The organism is Frateuria sp. GZRe12 (assembly GCF_051900535.1).
In the GTDB taxonomy this organism is placed as follows: domain Bacteria; phylum Pseudomonadota; class Gammaproteobacteria; order Xanthomonadales; family Rhodanobacteraceae; genus Frateuria_A.
Map to the genome: position 1 here is coordinate 24,280 of NZ_JBHZGI010000004.1, position 15,002 is coordinate 39,281.

At 68.8% G+C, this 15,002-nt stretch carries 16 protein-coding genes; 8 read left to right on the forward strand and 8 right to left on the reverse strand.

Annotation, left to right across the window (positions count from 1 at the left end; translation table 11 throughout):
* The first annotated feature begins 18 nt into the window (after positions 1-18).
* Positions 19-849, forward strand: a complete 831-nt coding sequence (locus ACFWZ4_RS10545; protein ID WP_439704641.1) for a 2OG-Fe(II) oxygenase — start codon at positions 19-21, stop codon at positions 847-849.
* Positions 850-991: 142 nt separating this feature from the next.
* Positions 992-1,525, forward strand: a complete 534-nt coding sequence (gene ppa, locus ACFWZ4_RS10550) for an inorganic diphosphatase (RefSeq protein ID WP_439704642.1) — start codon at positions 992-994, stop codon at positions 1,523-1,525.
* A gap of 45 nt (positions 1,526-1,570) precedes the next feature.
* Here ppa and ACFWZ4_RS10555 read toward each other — a convergent pair whose 3' ends face one another.
* Positions 1,571-2,497, reverse strand: a complete 927-nt coding sequence (locus tag ACFWZ4_RS10555; protein ID WP_439704643.1) for a LysR family transcriptional regulator — start codon at positions 2,495-2,497, stop codon at positions 1,571-1,573.
* A gap of 137 nt (positions 2,498-2,634) precedes the next feature.
* Here ACFWZ4_RS10555 and ACFWZ4_RS10560 point away from each other — a divergent pair, with 137 nt between their 5' ends.
* The 3 genes from ACFWZ4_RS10560 to ACFWZ4_RS10570 are packed head-to-tail and all read left to right on the forward strand — an operon-like array spanning position 2,635 to position 5,128.
* A complete protein-coding gene (locus tag ACFWZ4_RS10560; RefSeq protein ID WP_439704644.1) occupies positions 2,635-3,042 on the forward strand; it encodes a tautomerase family protein in 408 nt (135 codons plus the stop codon).
* Between the two features lie 8 nt (positions 3,043-3,050).
* Complete coding sequence (locus tag ACFWZ4_RS10565) at positions 3,051-4,115, forward strand: aldo/keto reductase (protein ID WP_439704931.1); 1,065 nt, start codon at positions 3,051-3,053, stop codon at positions 4,113-4,115.
* Positions 4,112-5,128 carry a zinc-binding alcohol dehydrogenase family protein gene (locus tag ACFWZ4_RS10570; protein ID WP_439704645.1) on the forward strand — a complete coding sequence of 339 codons (1,017 nt, stop codon included), beginning with the start codon at positions 4,112-4,114 and terminating at the stop codon, positions 5,126-5,128. The genes ACFWZ4_RS10565 and ACFWZ4_RS10570 overlap by 4 nt, the downstream gene beginning before the upstream one ends.
* A 1-nt stretch (position 5,129) precedes the next feature.
* Here the strand turns inward: ACFWZ4_RS10570 and ACFWZ4_RS10575 are convergent, their stop codons facing one another.
* Together ACFWZ4_RS10575 and ACFWZ4_RS10580 are read right to left on the reverse strand one after the other, a co-directional pair.
* Positions 5,130-5,747 (reverse strand): ferritin-like domain-containing protein, encoded by a 618-nt coding sequence (locus ACFWZ4_RS10575; protein ID WP_439704646.1) that lies wholly within the window; start codon positions 5,745-5,747, stop codon positions 5,130-5,132.
* 161 nt (positions 5,748-5,908) lie between these two features.
* A complete protein-coding gene (locus ACFWZ4_RS10580) occupies positions 5,909-6,559 on the reverse strand; it encodes a TetR/AcrR family transcriptional regulator (protein ID WP_439704647.1) in 651 nt (216 codons plus the stop codon).
* Positions 6,560-6,915: 356 nt separating this feature from the next.
* Here ACFWZ4_RS10580 and ACFWZ4_RS10585 point away from each other — a divergent pair, with 356 nt between their 5' ends.
* Together ACFWZ4_RS10585 and ACFWZ4_RS10590 are read left to right on the forward strand one after the other, a co-directional pair.
* Positions 6,916-7,575 (forward strand): protein-L-isoaspartate O-methyltransferase family protein, encoded by a 660-nt coding sequence (locus ACFWZ4_RS10585; protein WP_439704648.1) that lies wholly within the window; start codon positions 6,916-6,918, stop codon positions 7,573-7,575.
* A 29-nt stretch (positions 7,576-7,604) separates the two neighbouring features.
* Positions 7,605-8,945: a TolC family outer membrane protein gene (locus ACFWZ4_RS10590; RefSeq protein WP_439704649.1), complete on the forward strand. Its 1,341-nt coding sequence runs from the start codon at positions 7,605-7,607 to the stop codon at positions 8,943-8,945.
* Between the two features lie 42 nt (positions 8,946-8,987).
* Here ACFWZ4_RS10590 and waaA read toward each other — a convergent pair whose 3' ends face one another.
* Entirely contained in the window at positions 8,988-10,226 is a 1,239-nt protein-coding gene (gene waaA / locus ACFWZ4_RS10595; protein WP_439704932.1) for a lipid IV(A) 3-deoxy-D-manno-octulosonic acid transferase, read from the reverse strand.
* Between the two features lie 127 nt (positions 10,227-10,353).
* Between waaA and lpxL the strand changes: the two genes are divergently transcribed.
* A complete protein-coding gene (gene lpxL, locus ACFWZ4_RS10600; RefSeq protein WP_439704650.1) occupies positions 10,354-11,265 on the forward strand; it encodes an LpxL/LpxP family Kdo(2)-lipid IV(A) lauroyl/palmitoleoyl acyltransferase in 912 nt (303 codons plus the stop codon).
* Here lpxL and ACFWZ4_RS10605 read toward each other — a convergent pair.
* The 4 genes from ACFWZ4_RS10605 to ACFWZ4_RS10620 all read right to left on the reverse strand — a co-directional run bounded on the left by ACFWZ4_RS10605 (position 11,256) and on the right by ACFWZ4_RS10620 (position 14,800).
* The gene (locus ACFWZ4_RS10605; protein WP_439704651.1) at positions 11,256-12,035 is read right to left on the reverse strand and encodes a glycosyltransferase family 2 protein; all 780 of its coding nucleotides are present in this window, start codon (positions 12,033-12,035) and stop codon (positions 11,256-11,258) included. The genes lpxL and ACFWZ4_RS10605 overlap by 10 nt on opposite strands.
* Entirely contained in the window at positions 12,028-13,299 is a 1,272-nt protein-coding gene (locus ACFWZ4_RS10610; RefSeq protein WP_439704652.1) for an O-antigen ligase family protein, read from the reverse strand. The genes ACFWZ4_RS10605 and ACFWZ4_RS10610 overlap by 8 nt, the downstream gene beginning before the upstream one ends.
* An 82-nt stretch (positions 13,300-13,381) precedes the next feature.
* Positions 13,382-14,506, reverse strand: coding sequence for a glycosyltransferase (locus tag ACFWZ4_RS10615; protein ID WP_439704653.1), 1,125 nt, complete (start codon positions 14,504-14,506; stop codon positions 13,382-13,384).
* Between the two features lie 87 nt (positions 14,507-14,593).
* Positions 14,594-14,800, reverse strand: a complete 207-nt coding sequence (locus tag ACFWZ4_RS10620; protein ID WP_231321774.1) for a zinc-finger domain-containing protein — start codon at positions 14,798-14,800, stop codon at positions 14,594-14,596.
* Positions 14,801-15,002 lie beyond the last annotated feature (202 nt).

Genomic DNA, 15,002 nt, shown 5'->3' on the forward strand with positions numbered 1-15,002 from the left:
GCCATCTGCACCCGACGCATGAGAGCTTCTTCCGGCAGCATCAGTCCCCAGTTGCGCGAATGGATCCTGGCCACCGCGCGGGCGGGCCACGGCGTGCCGGAAGTGCTCAGGCTGCTCAAGGACGCCGGCTACCCGCCGGCGCAATGCCGCAGCGCGGTGGCGGAGGTGCTGAAGATCCCGCTGAGCTCGATCAACGCCAACGTTCCCAACGGTCGGCGCACCCGCGCGCCGGCCGCACCGGGGCTGTCCGTCGACGGCCGCGAGGTCCGCGTGAGCGTCGGCATGGAGGCGCCGATCGTGCGCGTACTGGACGGCCTGCTCGATGCCGGCGAATGCGCCGCGCTGATCGACTCGGCGCGACCCAGGCTGGATCGCGCGATGACCGTGGCCGATGACGGCAAGCACCAGGTGGACGAGCGGCGCACCAGCGCCGGGATGTTCTTCAAGCTCGGAGAAACGCCCCTGGTGCGCGACATCGAAGCACGCCTGGCCGGGCTGCTCGACCTTCCGGTCGAGCACGGCGAGGGCCTTCAGGTGCTGCATTACCTGCCCGGCCAGGAATACGAGCCGCATTACGACTGGTTCGACCCCACCCAGCCAGGCTACGCGGCGGTGACCGCGCGGGGTGGCCAGCGCATCGCGAGCGTGGTGATGTACCTCAACACGCCCGAGGAAGGCGGCGGCACCGCGTTCCCGAACGTCGGGCTCACGGTCACCGCGCTGACCGGTTCGGCCGTTTATTTCGCCTACGAAGGCGGCGACACCAGTTCACTGCATGCCGGCCTGCCGGTGATCCGCGGAGAGAAATGGATCGCCACCAAGTGGCTGCGCGAACGGCCTCTGCGATAAGCCCGCCCCAAACCCCAGGCTCGATCCCGAGCATGGCCTCAATGGCCGCTCGCTAAACAGCCGCCGCCGTCTTCGCTGCATTGCAGCAGCGTTTGCCGTATCCTTTCGCGCCTCGCTTTTTCGTTCCCCACGAAGGATTCCCATGGGTCTGCATCACGTCCCCGCCGGCCGCAACGTGCCGGACGAAATCAACGTCGTCATCGAAATCCCGAAGGACGCCGAACCGGTCAAGTACGAGGTGGAGAAGGAAAGCGGGGCGATCTTCGTCGACCGCATCCTGTCCACCCCGATGCGCTATCCGTGCAACTACGGCTACGTGCCGGGCACGCTCGGTGGCGACGGCGACCCGCTCGACGCGCTGGTGATCCTGCCGCTGCCGCTGATCCCGGGCTCGGTGATCCGCTGCATCCCGGTCGGCATGCTCAAGATGTCCGACGAGGCCGGCAGCGACGAGAAGCTGATCGTGCTTCCGGCGCCGAAGATCTTCCCCGGCTACGCGCACATCAGCGACATCAAGGGCGTCTCGCCGCACTGGCTCGAGCGCATCGGCCACTTCTTCGAGCACTACAAAGACCTGGAGAAGGGCAAGTGGGTGAAGGTCGATGGCTGGGTCGGCGCCGATGAGGCAAAGGCCGAGATCCTCGCGGGCGTCGAGCGCTACAACGCCGCGAAGTAAACCGCTCTGCCCGAGGCGCGCCGCCAACGATGGCGGCGCGCCTTTTCATGTCCCGCGCGACGGGACACGCTCCCACGGCGGCACCTCGCCCAGGTGCTCGGCCAGGAAATCCACGAACGCGCGCACCCGCGGCGGCACCAGCCGGCGTTGCGGCATCACCGCCCAGATCGCGCTTTCCGGCAGGGAGTAATCGGGCAGCACCGCTTCCAGGCGACCGCTACGAAGCGCCTCGTGCACATGCCAGTGCGAATGCAGCGCGATGCCCTGCCCGGCCAGCGCGGCATCGCGGACCAGTTCGCCCAGCGTGCTTTCGAAGCGCCCCTGCACGCGAACCACGTGTTCCTGGCCCTGCGCGTCGGTCAGCCGCCAGGTGTCCTGCCGTCCGTTGCGACCGGCCAGCAGCACGCATTCGTGATCGGCCAGTTCCACCGGCGTGCGGGGCCGACCGTGTCGAGCCAGGTACGCGGGCGAGGCGCACAGCAGGCGGCGGTTGGAGGCGAGCCTGCGCGCAATCAGGCTGGAATCGTCCAGCGCGCCGATGCGGATCGCCAGGTCGTAACCGGCGCCCACCAGGTCCTGCATCTCGTCGCTCAGGTGCGCGGACAGACGCAGCTTCGGATGGCGCGCCAGGAATTCCGGCAACAGTGGCGAGAGGTACTGGCGGCCGAACGCGGCCGGCAGGGTCATGCGCAACGTACCCGAAACGCTCACGGCGCTCTGGCGCAGGTCGGTGGTCAACGCGTCCAGGTCCTCCACCAGCGCGCGCCCCTGCTCGGCCAGCAGCCGGCCTTCCGGCGTGGGGTGCAGGCGGCGGGTGGTCCGCTGCAATAACCGCACGCCGAGTCCGCATTCCAGGCGTTTCAGGCGCTGGCTGGCGACCGCCACCGAAAGGCCGAGGCTGCGTGCGGCAGCGCTGATCGAACCGAGGTCGAGCACGCGCAGGAACAGGGTCAGGTCGTCCAGTCGATCCACGATATTCAATCATTAGTTGAAAGCGATTCGCCATCGTGCTGCTTTCTGTCGAAAGTGCAAGCGCCTAGCCTGCGCACTCGCTGCCGTGGTGGCCAAAGACCCGGCACCCGATTTCGGTCTCAGCCGCAGGAGCCTTCATGCCATTCACCCACGTTGCCATCCCCGCCGGGACGCCACCCGCCCACAAGGCCGCCATCGCCCGCGGCGTGCACGAAGCGATGGTCGCGGCCCTCGGTATTCCCGACGACGATTTCTTCCAGCTGATCTGCGAATACCAGCCTGGCGATTTCCTGTTCGACCGCGGCTTCTTGGGCGTACAGCGCTCCGATCGCGTGGTCGTCGTCCGGATCACGCTGCGGCGGGGACGCAGCGATGCGATGAAGCGCGACCTCTACGCCCGTCTCGCCGCCAGCCTCGGGCGGGACGCGGAGATCCGCCCGCAGGACGTGTTCGTCTACCTCGTCGAGAACGACTTTTCCGACTGGTCGGTCGGCGGCGGGCGGATGAGCATGGAGATTGCCGTGCAGCGGGAGGCCGACGCATGAACGGAAGCATGGAATACCGCGCCCTGGGCGCGTCGGGCTTCATGGTTCCCTCGCTGGGTTTCGGCGCCGGCACCTTCGGCGGCAAGGGCCCGCTGTTCTCCGCGTGGGGCGCCACCGACGCCACCGAAGCGCGCCGCCTGGTGGACATCTGCCTGGAGGCCGGCGCCAACCTCTTCGACACCGCGGACGTCTATTCCGACGGCGCCTCCGAAGAGATCCTCGGCGCCGCGCTGAAGGGTCGGCGCGGGCGGGCGATCATATCGACCAAGCTGACGCTGCGCGCAGGCGCCGGACCGAACGACGTCGGCGCCTCGCGCCACCATCTGGTCGGCGGCGTGGAACGCTCGCTGAAGCGGCTCGGCACCGACTACATCGACCTCCTGCAATTGCACCACTTCGACGCGATGACTCCGGTCGAGAGCGTCATGGCAACGCTGGACGACCTGGTGCGCGCCGGCAAGGTGCGTTATCTCGGCGCTTCCAACTTCTCCGGCTGGCAACTGATGAAGTCGCAGGCCGCCGCCGACCGGCATGGCCGTGCGCGTTTCGTCGCCAACCAGGCTTATTACTCGCTGGTCGGCCGCGACTACGAGTGGGAGCTGATGCCGCTGGGGCGGGATCAGGGCCTGGGCGCGGTGGTTTGGAGCCCGCTGGGCTGGGGCCGGCTCACCGGGAAGGTCCGCCGCGGCCAGCCGCTCCCGGCCGGCAGCCGGCTGCACGACACCGCGCAGTACGCGCCGCCGGTGGACGAGCAGCGGCTCTACCGCGTCGTCGATGCGCTGGAGTCGATCGCCGCGGAGACCGGCCGCAGCGTGCCGCAGGTAGCGATCCGCTGGTTGTTGCAACGTCCGACCGTATCCACCGTGCTGATCGGCGCGCGCAACGAGGCGCAGTTGAGGGACAACCTGGGCGCAGTCGGCTGGTCGCTGGACGACTCGCAGATGGCCCGCCTCGACACCTCCAGCGCGGTGATGCCGCCCTACCCCTACTACCCGTACTGGAACGGCATGTTCGCCGAGCGCAATCCACCGCCGGTGCCCGCCGTGTTGCCGGTCTCCGGAGATGCCGCATGAAAGCGGTCGCCCTGACCCGCTACCTGCCGCTCGACGAGCCGGATGCGCTCCGGGACGTGGAGTTGCCCAGGCCCGTGCATGGCGGGCACGACTTGCTGGTGCGCGTGGAGGCGGTGTCGGCCAACCCGGTCGACGCGAAGCTGCGCGCGCCCCGGCCCGGGATCGAGTCCCCGCCCCGCGTGCTCGGCTTCGATGCGGCCGGCACCGTGGAAGCAGTGGGCGACCGTACGCAGGGATTCGTGCAGGGCGATCGCGTGTACTACGCCGGCGATGCCACCCGGCCCGGCAGCAACGCGCAATGGCAGGCAGTCGATGCGCGCATCGTGGCCCATGCACCCCGTACGCTGGATGCCGCGCAGGCGGCCGCGCTGCCGCTGGTCTCGCTGACCGCCTGGGAACTGTTGTTCCAGCGCATGCCTTTCGACAGCGAGCAAGGCGGCCGTGGCCGCACGCTGCTGGTGATCGCGGGTGCGGGCGGGGTCGGTTCGATGGCCATCCAGCTTGCGCGGCGGGCAGGCTTCCGCGTGATCGCCACCACCTCGCGGCCGGAAACGACGGCGTGGTGCCGCGAGCTTGGTGCGACCGCGACGATCGATCACCGTCAGCCGCTGGCACCCCAGCTCGCCGCGCTTGGTCACCCTCGCATCGACGCCGCGATCAACCTTGCCGACACCGACCGTTACTGGGAAACCCTTGGCGAGTTGCTCGCGCCGCAGGGGCATGTCGGGCTGATCGTGGAGCCGCAGGGACCGGTGTCGCTCGGTGGTGCGTACAAGGCCAAGTCGATCGGCATTCACTGGGAATCGATGTTCACCCGCTCGCGCGCCGGCACGTCGGACTTGGCCGAACAGGGCCGCATCCTCGCGCGCGTGGCGGAACTGGTCGATGCCGGCGAACTGCGCGGCATCGCGCGGGAGACGCTATCGCCCATCAATGCGGCGAACCTGCGCGAAGCGCACCGTCGCATCGAGTCCGGCAGCAGCATCGGCAAGCTGGTGCTCGCCGGCTGGTAAATCAGTGTTGCCAGCCGGAACCGGCGTTCGAGGATGGTTTAGCCGCAGGCTGGGGTTGCGCCGGTCGCGCCGGCTCACCCTTCTCGCCCAGTTGCGCCAGCAGGGTGGCCATGTCCTCGGCGTGCTCTTCCTCCTGCGCCAGCACCTCTTCCATGATGCGGCGAGTGGTCGGATCGTCCGCGCCGATGTACTCGATGATCGCGCGATAGGTGTCGATCGCGATGCGTTCGGCGACCAGGTCCTCCTTGATCATGTCCACCAGGTCGGCGCCTTCGGCGTAGTCCGCGTGGGCTCGGCTGAGCAGGCCATCGGGATTGAAGTTCGGCCTGCCGTCCAGCTGCGTGATGCGCTCGGCGATGCGGTCGGCGTGTTCCTGCTCCTGCTGCGCGTGCTCGCGGAACTCGGCCTTGACCGCCTGGGAGTGGATCCCCGATGCCATGAAGTAGTGGTACTTGTAGCGCAGCGTGCAGACGATCTCGGTGGCCAGCGCCTCGTTGAGCAGCTTGATCACGGTCTCGCGGTCGGCGGTGTAGCCGGCGGTGATCGCACCCTGGTCGATGTGCTCGCGGGCGCGTTTGCGGATGGCCTCGATGTCGGTCAGGAACGGCTTGCTTGCCATGTCGGTCCCTCGGTGGTGGGTACCGGCGCAAGCTAGTGGAGGCGGCGCGAAACGTCAGTGAAGCGCGGCCCGCCGCATATCTCGCAGAGAGGGTTCGGCCAACCGTGGTGCGGGCAAGTTCGATGGTGGGGCGAAGCCCACGCTGCGCTCAGCCGGTGCGCTCAGCGCGGCAGGTAGGCGCGCAGGAACATCTTCACGCCGGAGCGCGCGGTCGCCTCGATCTCGGCGGCGTAGCTGTCCGGGCATTCGCAGCAGCCGAACATCTGCCGCATCATCAAATTGCCCTTGATCAGCGTGAGGAACTGCACGCAGGCGCGCGGCACGTCGTCGATCTGGAGCTTGCCGGCGTCAACCGCCTGCTGCAGCAGGCGTTCCATCAGGCCATGCGTGCGCGTGGCGCCCTCTTCCCACATCAGTCGGCCGTAGCGGGGATTACCCTGGCGGCAGTCGGAGAGGATCGCGCGGAAGGTGCCGACGGTCTCGGCATTGCAGTCGAGCCTCGCGTGGGTCAGCGCGACGCGCAGCAGCGTGTCGGCGATGTCTTCGTGCGGATCGAAATGGTAGGTCTCTTCCGGCAGGAGGTCGTTCACGCGGGCGCGAATGACTTCGCGGAAGAGATTGTCCTTGTCGCCGAAGTGGCTGTAGACGGTGAGCTTGGACACACCCGCCTCGGCCGCAACGGCGTCCATGCTGGTACCGGCGAAGGCATTGCGGATGAACAACGCCTTGGCCGCCTCCAGGATCGCCGCGCGCTTCTCCATGTCCTTCGGACGACCGGGGCCGGGAGTCTTGGCGTGGGCGGGACAATTCATGGTGACACCTTGGGCGGGAACAGCTTCACAAGAACGAGCAGGAACTTTATTATACGGATCGGTTTACTTATTTCCAGTTTCCTTGGAAGCGGTCCTGCGTTGAACCGCTCTTTCGTCCTTGTGCGCAGTGTACCGCCATGCAGGGCGCGTGCCGGGCGGTGGGCAACGACGCGCTTGCCTGGATACAGGTGGCCAGTGTCCGCGGACACCGCGCCGGGCATGACTTCCGTCAATCCGGCGCGGTGACTTCCGGCACTTCGGGCACCCGCCACAAGGCCGCACGCTAAACATCACTGTCGCGGCGGCCTCCGAACGCTTATCCTTTTGATCTTTTTGATTCTTGCGGACGTTAGACCATGGCGATGAATTTCGAACAGGCACGGCAGAACATGGTCGAGAACCAGGTGCGCCCCTGGGACGTGCTCGATGCACGCGTGCTCGATGCGCTGGCGCAGGTGCGACGCGAGGATTTCGTGGCGCCGGAGCACCGCCAGCTGGCGTTCGCCGACCTGTGCCTGCCGATCGGCCATGGCCAGGTGATGATGAAACCGGTGATCGAGGGTCGCGTGCTGCAGGCGCTCGACCTGAGGCCCACCGACCGCGTGCTTGAGATCGGCTCCGGTTCGGGTTTCCTGACCGCCTGCATCGCCATGCTCGCCGAGCACGTGACGAGCGTCGACGTGCATGGCGATTTCACCACGGCCGCACGGTCGCGTCTGGACACGGCCGGCATTGCCAATGCCACCCTGGTGACCGCCGACGCGGTGCAGGACTGGCAGCCGCAGGACAGGTTCGACGCCATCGTGATTACCGGCGCCGTGTGGCAGATCCCGCAGCGTTTCCTGGGCTGGCTCAAGCCGGGCGGCCGCCTGCTGGCGATCCGCGGCGAGTCGCCCGTGCAGCAGGCCGTCCTGCTGACCCAGGCCGGCGCCGGCGGCTTCCGCGAGGAGTACCTGTTCGAGACCGACCTGCCGTACCTGGCTCACGCCGAGCCGCCGCGCCGTTTCGTTTTCTGACTTCCTATCGATTGCATGAGGCAACCCCGATGCGCTTGAAGCTGCTGACCCTCGCCCTGGCCCTGTCGGCGATCTCGCTGCCCGGTCACGGCGAGGACCTGATGGACGCCTACCGCCAAGCGCGCGCCAATGACCCGGTGCTCTCCCAGGCCGAGGCGCAGCGCCTTTCGGTGGGCGAGAACGTGACGCAGACGCGCGCCCTGCTGTTGCCGCAGCTGTCCGGCCGCGCCACCTTCAGCCAGTCCAGCGGCGCCAATGCGCAGACCGTCACCGAGGGCGGCGCGCCAATCAACGCCGGCCACCTGCGCAGCCGCGACGAATCGCTGGAACTGAGCCAGACCATCCTGGACCTCAGCAAGATCGCCGATCTGCACGCGGCCGAGTCCCAGGCCGATTCGCAGACCGCCCAATACGATGCCGCGCAGCAGGAACTGCTGGTGCGCGTCACCGCCGCCTACTTCGGCGTGCTGACCAGCCAGGACGAGCTGGCCTACGCCAAGGCCAACGAGGACGCCTTCCGGCAGTCCTACGAACAGGCCGAGCAGCGCTTCAACGTGGGCCTGTCGGCGGTCACCGACGTGTACCAGGCCAAGTCGTATTACGAGCTGGCCAAGGCGCAGACGGTTGCCGCCAACAACGCGCTGAACGATGCGCGCGAGGCATTGGCGCAGATCACCGGCAAGCCGGTGGGCGACCTGAAGCAACTGCGCGACGACCTGCCGATGGTGCCGCCCAAGCCGGCTGATCCGAACGCCTGGGTGCAGCAGGCGCAGAAGAGCAATCCCAACGTGATCGCCCAGCAGTACAACGTCGAAGCGGCCTCGCACTCGGTCAACTCCGCCCGTGCCGGCCACCTGCCGACGATCAACGCATCGGTCAGCCGCGGCACGTCGTCCAACTGGCTTGAGAACATGGGCGGCGCCTTCGCCGATCGCAACGGCCGCTATGGCACCACCGTGGGCATCACGCTCAACGTGCCGATCTTCTCCGGTTTCGCCACGCAGTCGCGCGTGCGCCAGTCGATCTACCAGCGCGATGCCGCCGAGGATTCGCTGGAAGCCCAGCGCCGCCAGGTCACCCGCGACACGCTCAACTTCTACCGCTCGGTGATCGCCGGCATCAGCCAGGTGGAGGCCAACAAGGCCTCGGTCGAATCCGGCCAGAAGGCGCTGGAAGCCACCCGCGCCGGCTTCGACGTCGGCACGCAGACCATGCTCAACGTGCTCAACGCGATCCAGACCCTCACCCAGGCCGAGAGCAGCTACTCGCAGTCGCGCCACGCGCTGATCCTTGACCAGCTGCAGCTCAAGCAGGCCGCCGGCACGATCGACGTGAAGGACATCGAGGCAGTCAACTCGCTGCTCCAGTAACGCCCATCCCTGCAGGAGCCCGCGCGTGAGCTCCTGCAGGGATCATTCCTCCAGCACGCGATCGACCAGTTCCATGACCCGCCCCACGGCGCCCCGCTCGCTGTCGAACACGCGACGCGCCTGACGCCCCATCCGCTCGCGCTGGCGTTCGTCACGCAACAGGTCGAGCACGGCGTGGCCCAGCTGGTCCACGTGTTCGACGCGGCTGGCACCGCCCTCGCGGATCAGAGTGAGGGTGATCTCCTCGAAATTGAACGTATGTGGACCGACCAGCACCGGCCGCGCCAGCGCCGCCGGTTCCAGCACGTTGTGCCCGCCGATCGGCACCAGGCTGCCGCCGACGAAGGCCAGGTCCGCGGCCGCGTAGAACGGCATCAGTTGTCCCATCGCATCGATCACGAACACCTGGTGCGGACCGGGCACCTGCTCGACGCTGCGCGTGGCGACGGTGAAACCCAGGCTGCGCGCCGAGTGTTCCACCAGCTTGAAACGCTCCGGGTGCCGCGGCGCGATCAGCAGCAAGGCGTCGGGCAGCCGGCGCAACACGTCCAGGTGCGCTTCCAGCACCGCCAGTTCCTCGCCCTCGTGCGTGCTGGCGGCGATCCATACCGGACGACGCGAGCCCCATTGCGCGCGCAGCGCAGCGCCCTTGTCCACCGCGCCGTCGGGCACCGGCATGTCGAACTTCAAATTGCCGCTGACCACCAGTTGCGCAGGGTCGGCGCCCAGCAGGCGGTAGCGCGCGGCGTCGGTGCGCGACTGGGCCGCGATCTGTCGGACCGTGCGCAGCGCCGAACGCACCAGCGAGCGCAGCGGCCGGTAGCCACGCATCGAACGCTCGGACAACCGCGCGTTGACGATCATGAGCGGAATGCCGCGACGGCGGCAGGCGAAATAGAGATTCGGCCAGATCTCCGTTTCCACGATCAACGCCAGTCGCGGACGCACCCGCTTCAGGAAGCGATGGACCGCGAAGGGCAGGTCGTAGGGCAGGTAGACATGGAACACGCTGTCGCCGAACAACTGGTGCACGCGCGCCGAACCCGTCGGCGTGACCGTGGTGACCACGAGCGGCGCGTCGGGATAATCGCGCCTGAGCGCCTTGATCAGCGGTTCGGCCGCGTTGACCTCGCCGACCGACACTGCGTGCACCCACAGGCTTCCGCTGAACTGCGGCCGCTGGAACAGGCCGAAACGCTCGGGCCAGCGCCGGTGGTAATTGCCGTAGCGCGCGCCACGGATCATCAGGCGCAGCACGATCAGCGGCGTCGCCAGGTACATTACGAAGGTGTAGAGGTAGCGCAACGGAAGGCCAGGCCGGAGGGACGGTGGGAATTATAGGGCCCTGCCTGCACCCGCTCCCCCGAGGAGAGCGGGCTTGGACGCTACAATCCTCCGGATGCCCGGCATGCCCCGCCCCTCCTTCGATCGCGCCCTGCTCGCCCCGCGCCACTGGCCGGCCTGGCTGGGCGTGGGGGTGATCTGGCTGATCGCGCGTTTGCCCTATCCGCTGCTGCTGCGGCTGGGTCGCCTGCTCGGCGCGCTGATCCGCCACGTGCCCTCGCGCCGCCGCCGCGTCGCCGAGGCCAACGTCGCGTTGTGCTTCCCCGAGCTGGACGCCCGCGCGCAGGCGGCACTGGTCGATGCGCACCTGACCGACATCGGCCTGATGCTGGTGGAGTTCGCGCTCGGCTGGATGGGATCCGATCGCGCGGTCGCACGCATCCCCACGCGCATCGAAGGCCTGGAGTACCTGGAGGCCGCGCACGCGCAGGACCAGGGCGTGCTGCTCGTAGGCGGGCATTTTTCGCATCTGGAGTTGTGCGCGCGGCTGATCTCCCGACGCATCCCGATCGCCGGCATGTACCGGCGCATGGATTCGGCCGTGTTCGAATGGACCGTGCTGCGCGCGCGGCTGCACTACGCGGCGGGCATGTTCGAGAAGGACGACATCCGCGGCACGGTGAAGTACCTGCGCGGCGGCGGCACGCTCTGGTATGCCCCGGACCAGGACATGCGCAGCAAGGACAGCGTGTTCGTGCCGTTCTTCGGCGTGCCCGCCGCGACCATCACCGCGACCCACCATCTTGCGCGGATGGGCCAGGCGCAGGTGATCCCGTTTTTCCACCACCGCCTGCCCGCGGGCGGCTATGCCATGCGGCTGGGCGCGCCGCTGCCGATGGACGGCGACGCAGCCACCGATACCGCGCGGGTCAACGCCAGCATCGAGCAGATGGTGCGCGAGGCGCCCGCGCAGTACCTGTGGGTGCACAAGCGCTTCAAGACCCGACCGCCCGGCGCACCGGCGGTCTACCGCTGACGCGGGTGGCGCAGCGCCCCGGGCGCGTTGCGCACGCGTGCCTCGTGCAGCTTGGCGTACTTGAGGAAGGCGTAGAAGGCGTGCACCCGCGCCGCGATGAAGCCCGCCCAGCCGGCGCGCCAGTGACCGCGCAGCAGGTAGAAGCGCAGGAAGGCGATCGTCGGATAGGCGACCAGGCGCCAACCCAGCCAGGTGCGACGCCGGCGCGCTTCGTCGGCCGCCTGCAACGTGGAGTAGCGGTTGGCCTTGTCCACGCGTCCGGCGATATCCGGTTCGCCGAAATGGTCGAGCACCACGTCGAGCTTGCCGACCGGCCCGTTCACCTGGACCGCTTCGTGCACGCTGTGCCCACTCATGTGCGCGCGCTCGCGATCGAACAGCCGCACGTAGTGATTCAGCCTCGCGCGCGGCGACTGCCAGCGCCAGAACACCCATTCGCGCCGCCACAGCTGGTACCCGGCGCAGGCCGGAGCCTCCAGCGCGCGCAGCATGGGCGCGGCGGCATCCGGCGGCAACGCCTCGTCCGAGTCCAGCAGCAGCACCCAGCGGTGCCGGGCCAGGTCGATCGCGGCCTGCTTCTGCGCGCTGTAGCCGGCGAACGCCTGTTCGTGCAGGCGCGCGCCGTGGCGCCGCGCGATCGCCGCGGTGGCGTCGGTGGAACCCGAATCGAGTACGACGATGTCCTGGGCCCACTTCACCGATTCCAGGCAGGCATCCAGCGTGTCCGCGCTGTTGAAGGTGGTGACGACCACCGATAACGGCTCACGCATCACCATCCTCCATGACGACATCCTCGATCACGTACAGCGCTGCGCACCAAAGCCCGAGCAGCCAGGCGAACAACAGTCCCCACCACGCCGAGTAGAAGGCCAGGTGGGTGTTGAGCGGGAACAGCATCACGGCCAGCGCGACCGTGGCGGGGAACGCCCGCGCGCGTGCCTCCGCGCCCTGCCGTCGCCATGCACGAAGCGCCCAGAAGGCCGCGGCCAGCCAGAGCACCAGCCCGCTCGCGCCAGTCTCGCTCAGCACCTCCAGCACCAGCTGGTGCGCGTGGCAGGCGCCCTCGCCCACGCCACAGGCCTCATCGACCAGAAAGTGGTCGTTGGCCGGCGCATAGTCGGGATAGGCGTAGCGGAAGCCGCGCACGCCCACGCCGTTCCAGGGATGGTCCGCGACCATCCGCACGCTGGCGCGCCAGATCGCCGGCCGGCCCGTGAGCGCCTCGTCCAGCCCCTGGGGTTCGTCCGCGAACACCGCCAGGGTCTGTTCCATGCGGCCCTGGAAGCGACTGGACGTGCGCCAGGCCACCGTGCCGGCCAGCGCCACCAGCACCGCGCCCAGCGCGCACCAGAGCGCGAATCGGTACGCCGAGCCGGCCTCGCGCCAGGCAAATGCGAGCGCGACCAGGCCGTAGCAGAGCCAGCCTGCGCGCGAGCCGGCCAGCAGCACCGGCCCCAGCACCAGCAGGAAAGCCAGCATCAGGCCCGTGCGTCCCCAGCGCTCGCGCGCCGCCCACAGCGCGAACGGTGCGAGCACCGCCAGCGTCGGCCCGAGCTTGAGGTTGTCCGCGCCGAAGATGCCCGACACGCGCTCGGCATCGGCTGGGCCGCCCAGGCTGAAGCCGGTGAGCGCCTGCAGCCAGGCGTCGGCCACCCACACGGCGACAACGGTGGCGACTGCGAAGAACAGCGTGCGCAGCCTGGCATCACGGCGGATCGCGAAGCAGGCGTACAACCCCAGCGGTACGTAACGCAGCAGGCCGGCCGTGGCGCCCCAGCTCTTGCCCGGCGCCACCGCATCGAACGAGGACAGCAGCGCCGCGCCGACGTAGCAGGCCAGCAACACCAGCAGCAGGCGCGCACCGGCGTGCCCGTCCAGCGCCCGCGGATGGCGCACGAACAAGAGGATGGTGCCGATCAGGCACAGCAAGGTCCCCAGTTCCGAACTTCGCCCGACCGGCAGCAACGCGATCACCAGCCAGAACGGCAGCAGGGGCGAACGCAGGGCGGCGGCTATCGGTCGGATCGTGGGCATCCGCCGATTGTATGGGACGGCGGCGGCTTCACCGCTGAGGTTGCCGGATCGTCCGCGGGGCGGCCGAAACGGCGGCGGTCGGTCAGCCTGCCACTTCCCCGTACAGCGCCAGCACCGCCTGCTGCATGTCCGACAGCCGGTAGCTCTGCAGCATCGGGATCGGCGGCGCCACGCGCAGCAATTCCGCGGCGCGTTCTACCAGCTTCTGGCGGTCGCCCAGCGGCACGCGGCCCGCCGGATACAGCTCGGCCAGCAGTTCGCCGACGCCACCGTGGGCGTAGCCAAGCACGGGGCGGCACAGCGAGAGCGCCTCGACCACGGTGCGCCCGAACGACTCGGGTTTGGTCGACAGCTGCAGGATCAGCGCGGACACCGCGTAGATGTCGCGCACGTCGTTGCGGGGCGCCGTCAACACCACCTGCGCCTCGACGCCGCGCTCGCGGATCAGCTGCCGGAGTTCTTCCACGTAGGCCTCGCGGCCCGGCTCGATCACGCCCAGCAGCAACAGGCGCGCCTCGATGCCGCGGCGCTTGAGCTCGGCCATCAGCTCGATCGCCTCGTGATGGCCCTTCAGGCGCGTGCCGCGCCCGGGCAGGGTCAGCAGGGGCGCGCCGGCCAGCTGCGGGTACTCGGCGAAGAAGGTCTTTTGCCAGGCGTCGTCCGGCCGGTGGCCGTAAGGAAACGCCTCCGGATCGATGCCGCGCGGTATCACTTTCACGCGCGCCGGATCCAGCCACGGGTAGTGGCTCAGGGCGTAGTCGCGCATCGTCTGCGAGACGGCGATGACCCGCTCGCCGCGCAGCAGGATCGAGCTGTAGCGGCCGGGCGAGTTGAGCCCGTGCACGGTGGTGACGAAATGCGGACGCGGGTTCATCCCGCGCAAGGCCCACCAGCCCATCCAGCCGGGCAGGCGCGAGCGGGCATGCACGATGTCGGGCCTCAGTTCGCGCAGCCGACGACGCAGCGCGCCCAGGTGCAACAGCGTGCGCGGCGACTTGGTGCCGATATCCAGGGTGATGTGCTCGCTGCCCTCGGCTTCCAGCTGCGCCACCAGGCGGCCCCCGGAGGAGATCACGATCGAGCGGTGCCCCGCTTCCACCAGCGCCCGGCCCACCTCCAGCGTCGAACGCTCCGCCCCGCCCGTATGCAACGCCGGGATCAGCTGGACGACAACCAGGCGCCGGGTGGGGGTGACGACGGCAGACATGAGGGGTTGTTGGGTGGCCTTCATCCACCTGGGCAAGCAGCGATCGTGCCGAATGCCGCCGTTCAGGAACCGGCCGGCGGCCCTGGTTCAGTCGCGCAGGACGTAATGCGCGCCACAGTAAGGACAGACGGACTCCCCGCCATCCTCGACGATCGGCAGGTACACCTTCGGATGCGAGTTCCACAGGGACATCGCCGGCATCGGGCAGGACAGCGGCAGGTCGTTGCGCGTCACTTCGTAACGATTTTCGGCATTCGCCGGGATCGGCGCGGCCTCGGGCAGGGGGCGCGACATGGCAGGCTCCAGGAAGGGGACGTCGAGCCGCCCATGGTAGCAGGGGCAAACCCCGGCAACGCGCGGGCGACCACCGCGCCGGCGCTGCACTGGACTTCGTCGCGCCGTTGCCATCAACTGTGCGCCGGCGTCGCCCGAAGGGGCGGGCGACGCATCGAAGGGGGACGACCGTGGATGGGACGTGGCCGGGCGCCGCGACCCT

Bases quoted from the DNA above. Each gene is read 5' to 3' on its own strand.
- ACFWZ4_RS10580 (WP_439704647.1), bottom strand. From the start codon at position 6,559: ATGAATTGTCCCGCCCACGCCAAGACTCCCGGCCCCGGTCGTCCGAAG.
- ACFWZ4_RS10605 (WP_439704651.1), bottom strand. From the start codon at position 12,035: ATGCGTGAGCCGTTATCGGTGGTCGTCACCACCTTCAACAGCGCGGAC.
- ACFWZ4_RS10560 (WP_439704644.1), top strand. From the start codon at position 2,635: ATGCCATTCACCCACGTTGCCATCCCCGCCGGGACGCCACCCGCCCAC.
- ppa (WP_439704642.1), top strand. From the start codon at position 992: ATGGGTCTGCATCACGTCCCCGCCGGCCGCAACGTGCCGGACGAAATC.
- ACFWZ4_RS10610 (WP_439704652.1), bottom strand. From the start codon at position 13,299: ATGCCCACGATCCGACCGATAGCCGCCGCCCTGCGTTCGCCCCTGCTG.
- lpxL (WP_439704650.1), top strand. From the start codon at position 10,354: ATGCCCCGCCCCTCCTTCGATCGCGCCCTGCTCGCCCCGCGCCACTGG.
- ACFWZ4_RS10570 (WP_439704645.1), top strand. From the start codon at position 4,112: ATGAAAGCGGTCGCCCTGACCCGCTACCTGCCGCTCGACGAGCCGGAT.
- ACFWZ4_RS10615 (WP_439704653.1), bottom strand. From the start codon at position 14,506: ATGTCTGCCGTCGTCACCCCCACCCGGCGCCTGGTTGTCGTCCAGCTG.
- ACFWZ4_RS10590 (WP_439704649.1), top strand. From the start codon at position 7,605: ATGCGCTTGAAGCTGCTGACCCTCGCCCTGGCCCTGTCGGCGATCTCG.
- ACFWZ4_RS10620 (WP_231321774.1), bottom strand. From the start codon at position 14,800: ATGTCGCGCCCCCTGCCCGAGGCCGCGCCGATCCCGGCGAATGCCGAA.
- waaA (WP_439704932.1), bottom strand. From the start codon at position 10,226: ATGTACCTGGCGACGCCGCTGATCGTGCTGCGCCTGATGATCCGTGGC.
- ACFWZ4_RS10585 (WP_439704648.1), top strand. From the start codon at position 6,916: ATGGCGATGAATTTCGAACAGGCACGGCAGAACATGGTCGAGAACCAG.
- ACFWZ4_RS10565 (WP_439704931.1), top strand. From the start codon at position 3,051: ATGGAATACCGCGCCCTGGGCGCGTCGGGCTTCATGGTTCCCTCGCTG.
- ACFWZ4_RS10575 (WP_439704646.1), bottom strand. From the start codon at position 5,747: ATGGCAAGCAAGCCGTTCCTGACCGACATCGAGGCCATCCGCAAACGC.
- ACFWZ4_RS10545 (WP_439704641.1), top strand. From the start codon at position 19: ATGAGAGCTTCTTCCGGCAGCATCAGTCCCCAGTTGCGCGAATGGATC.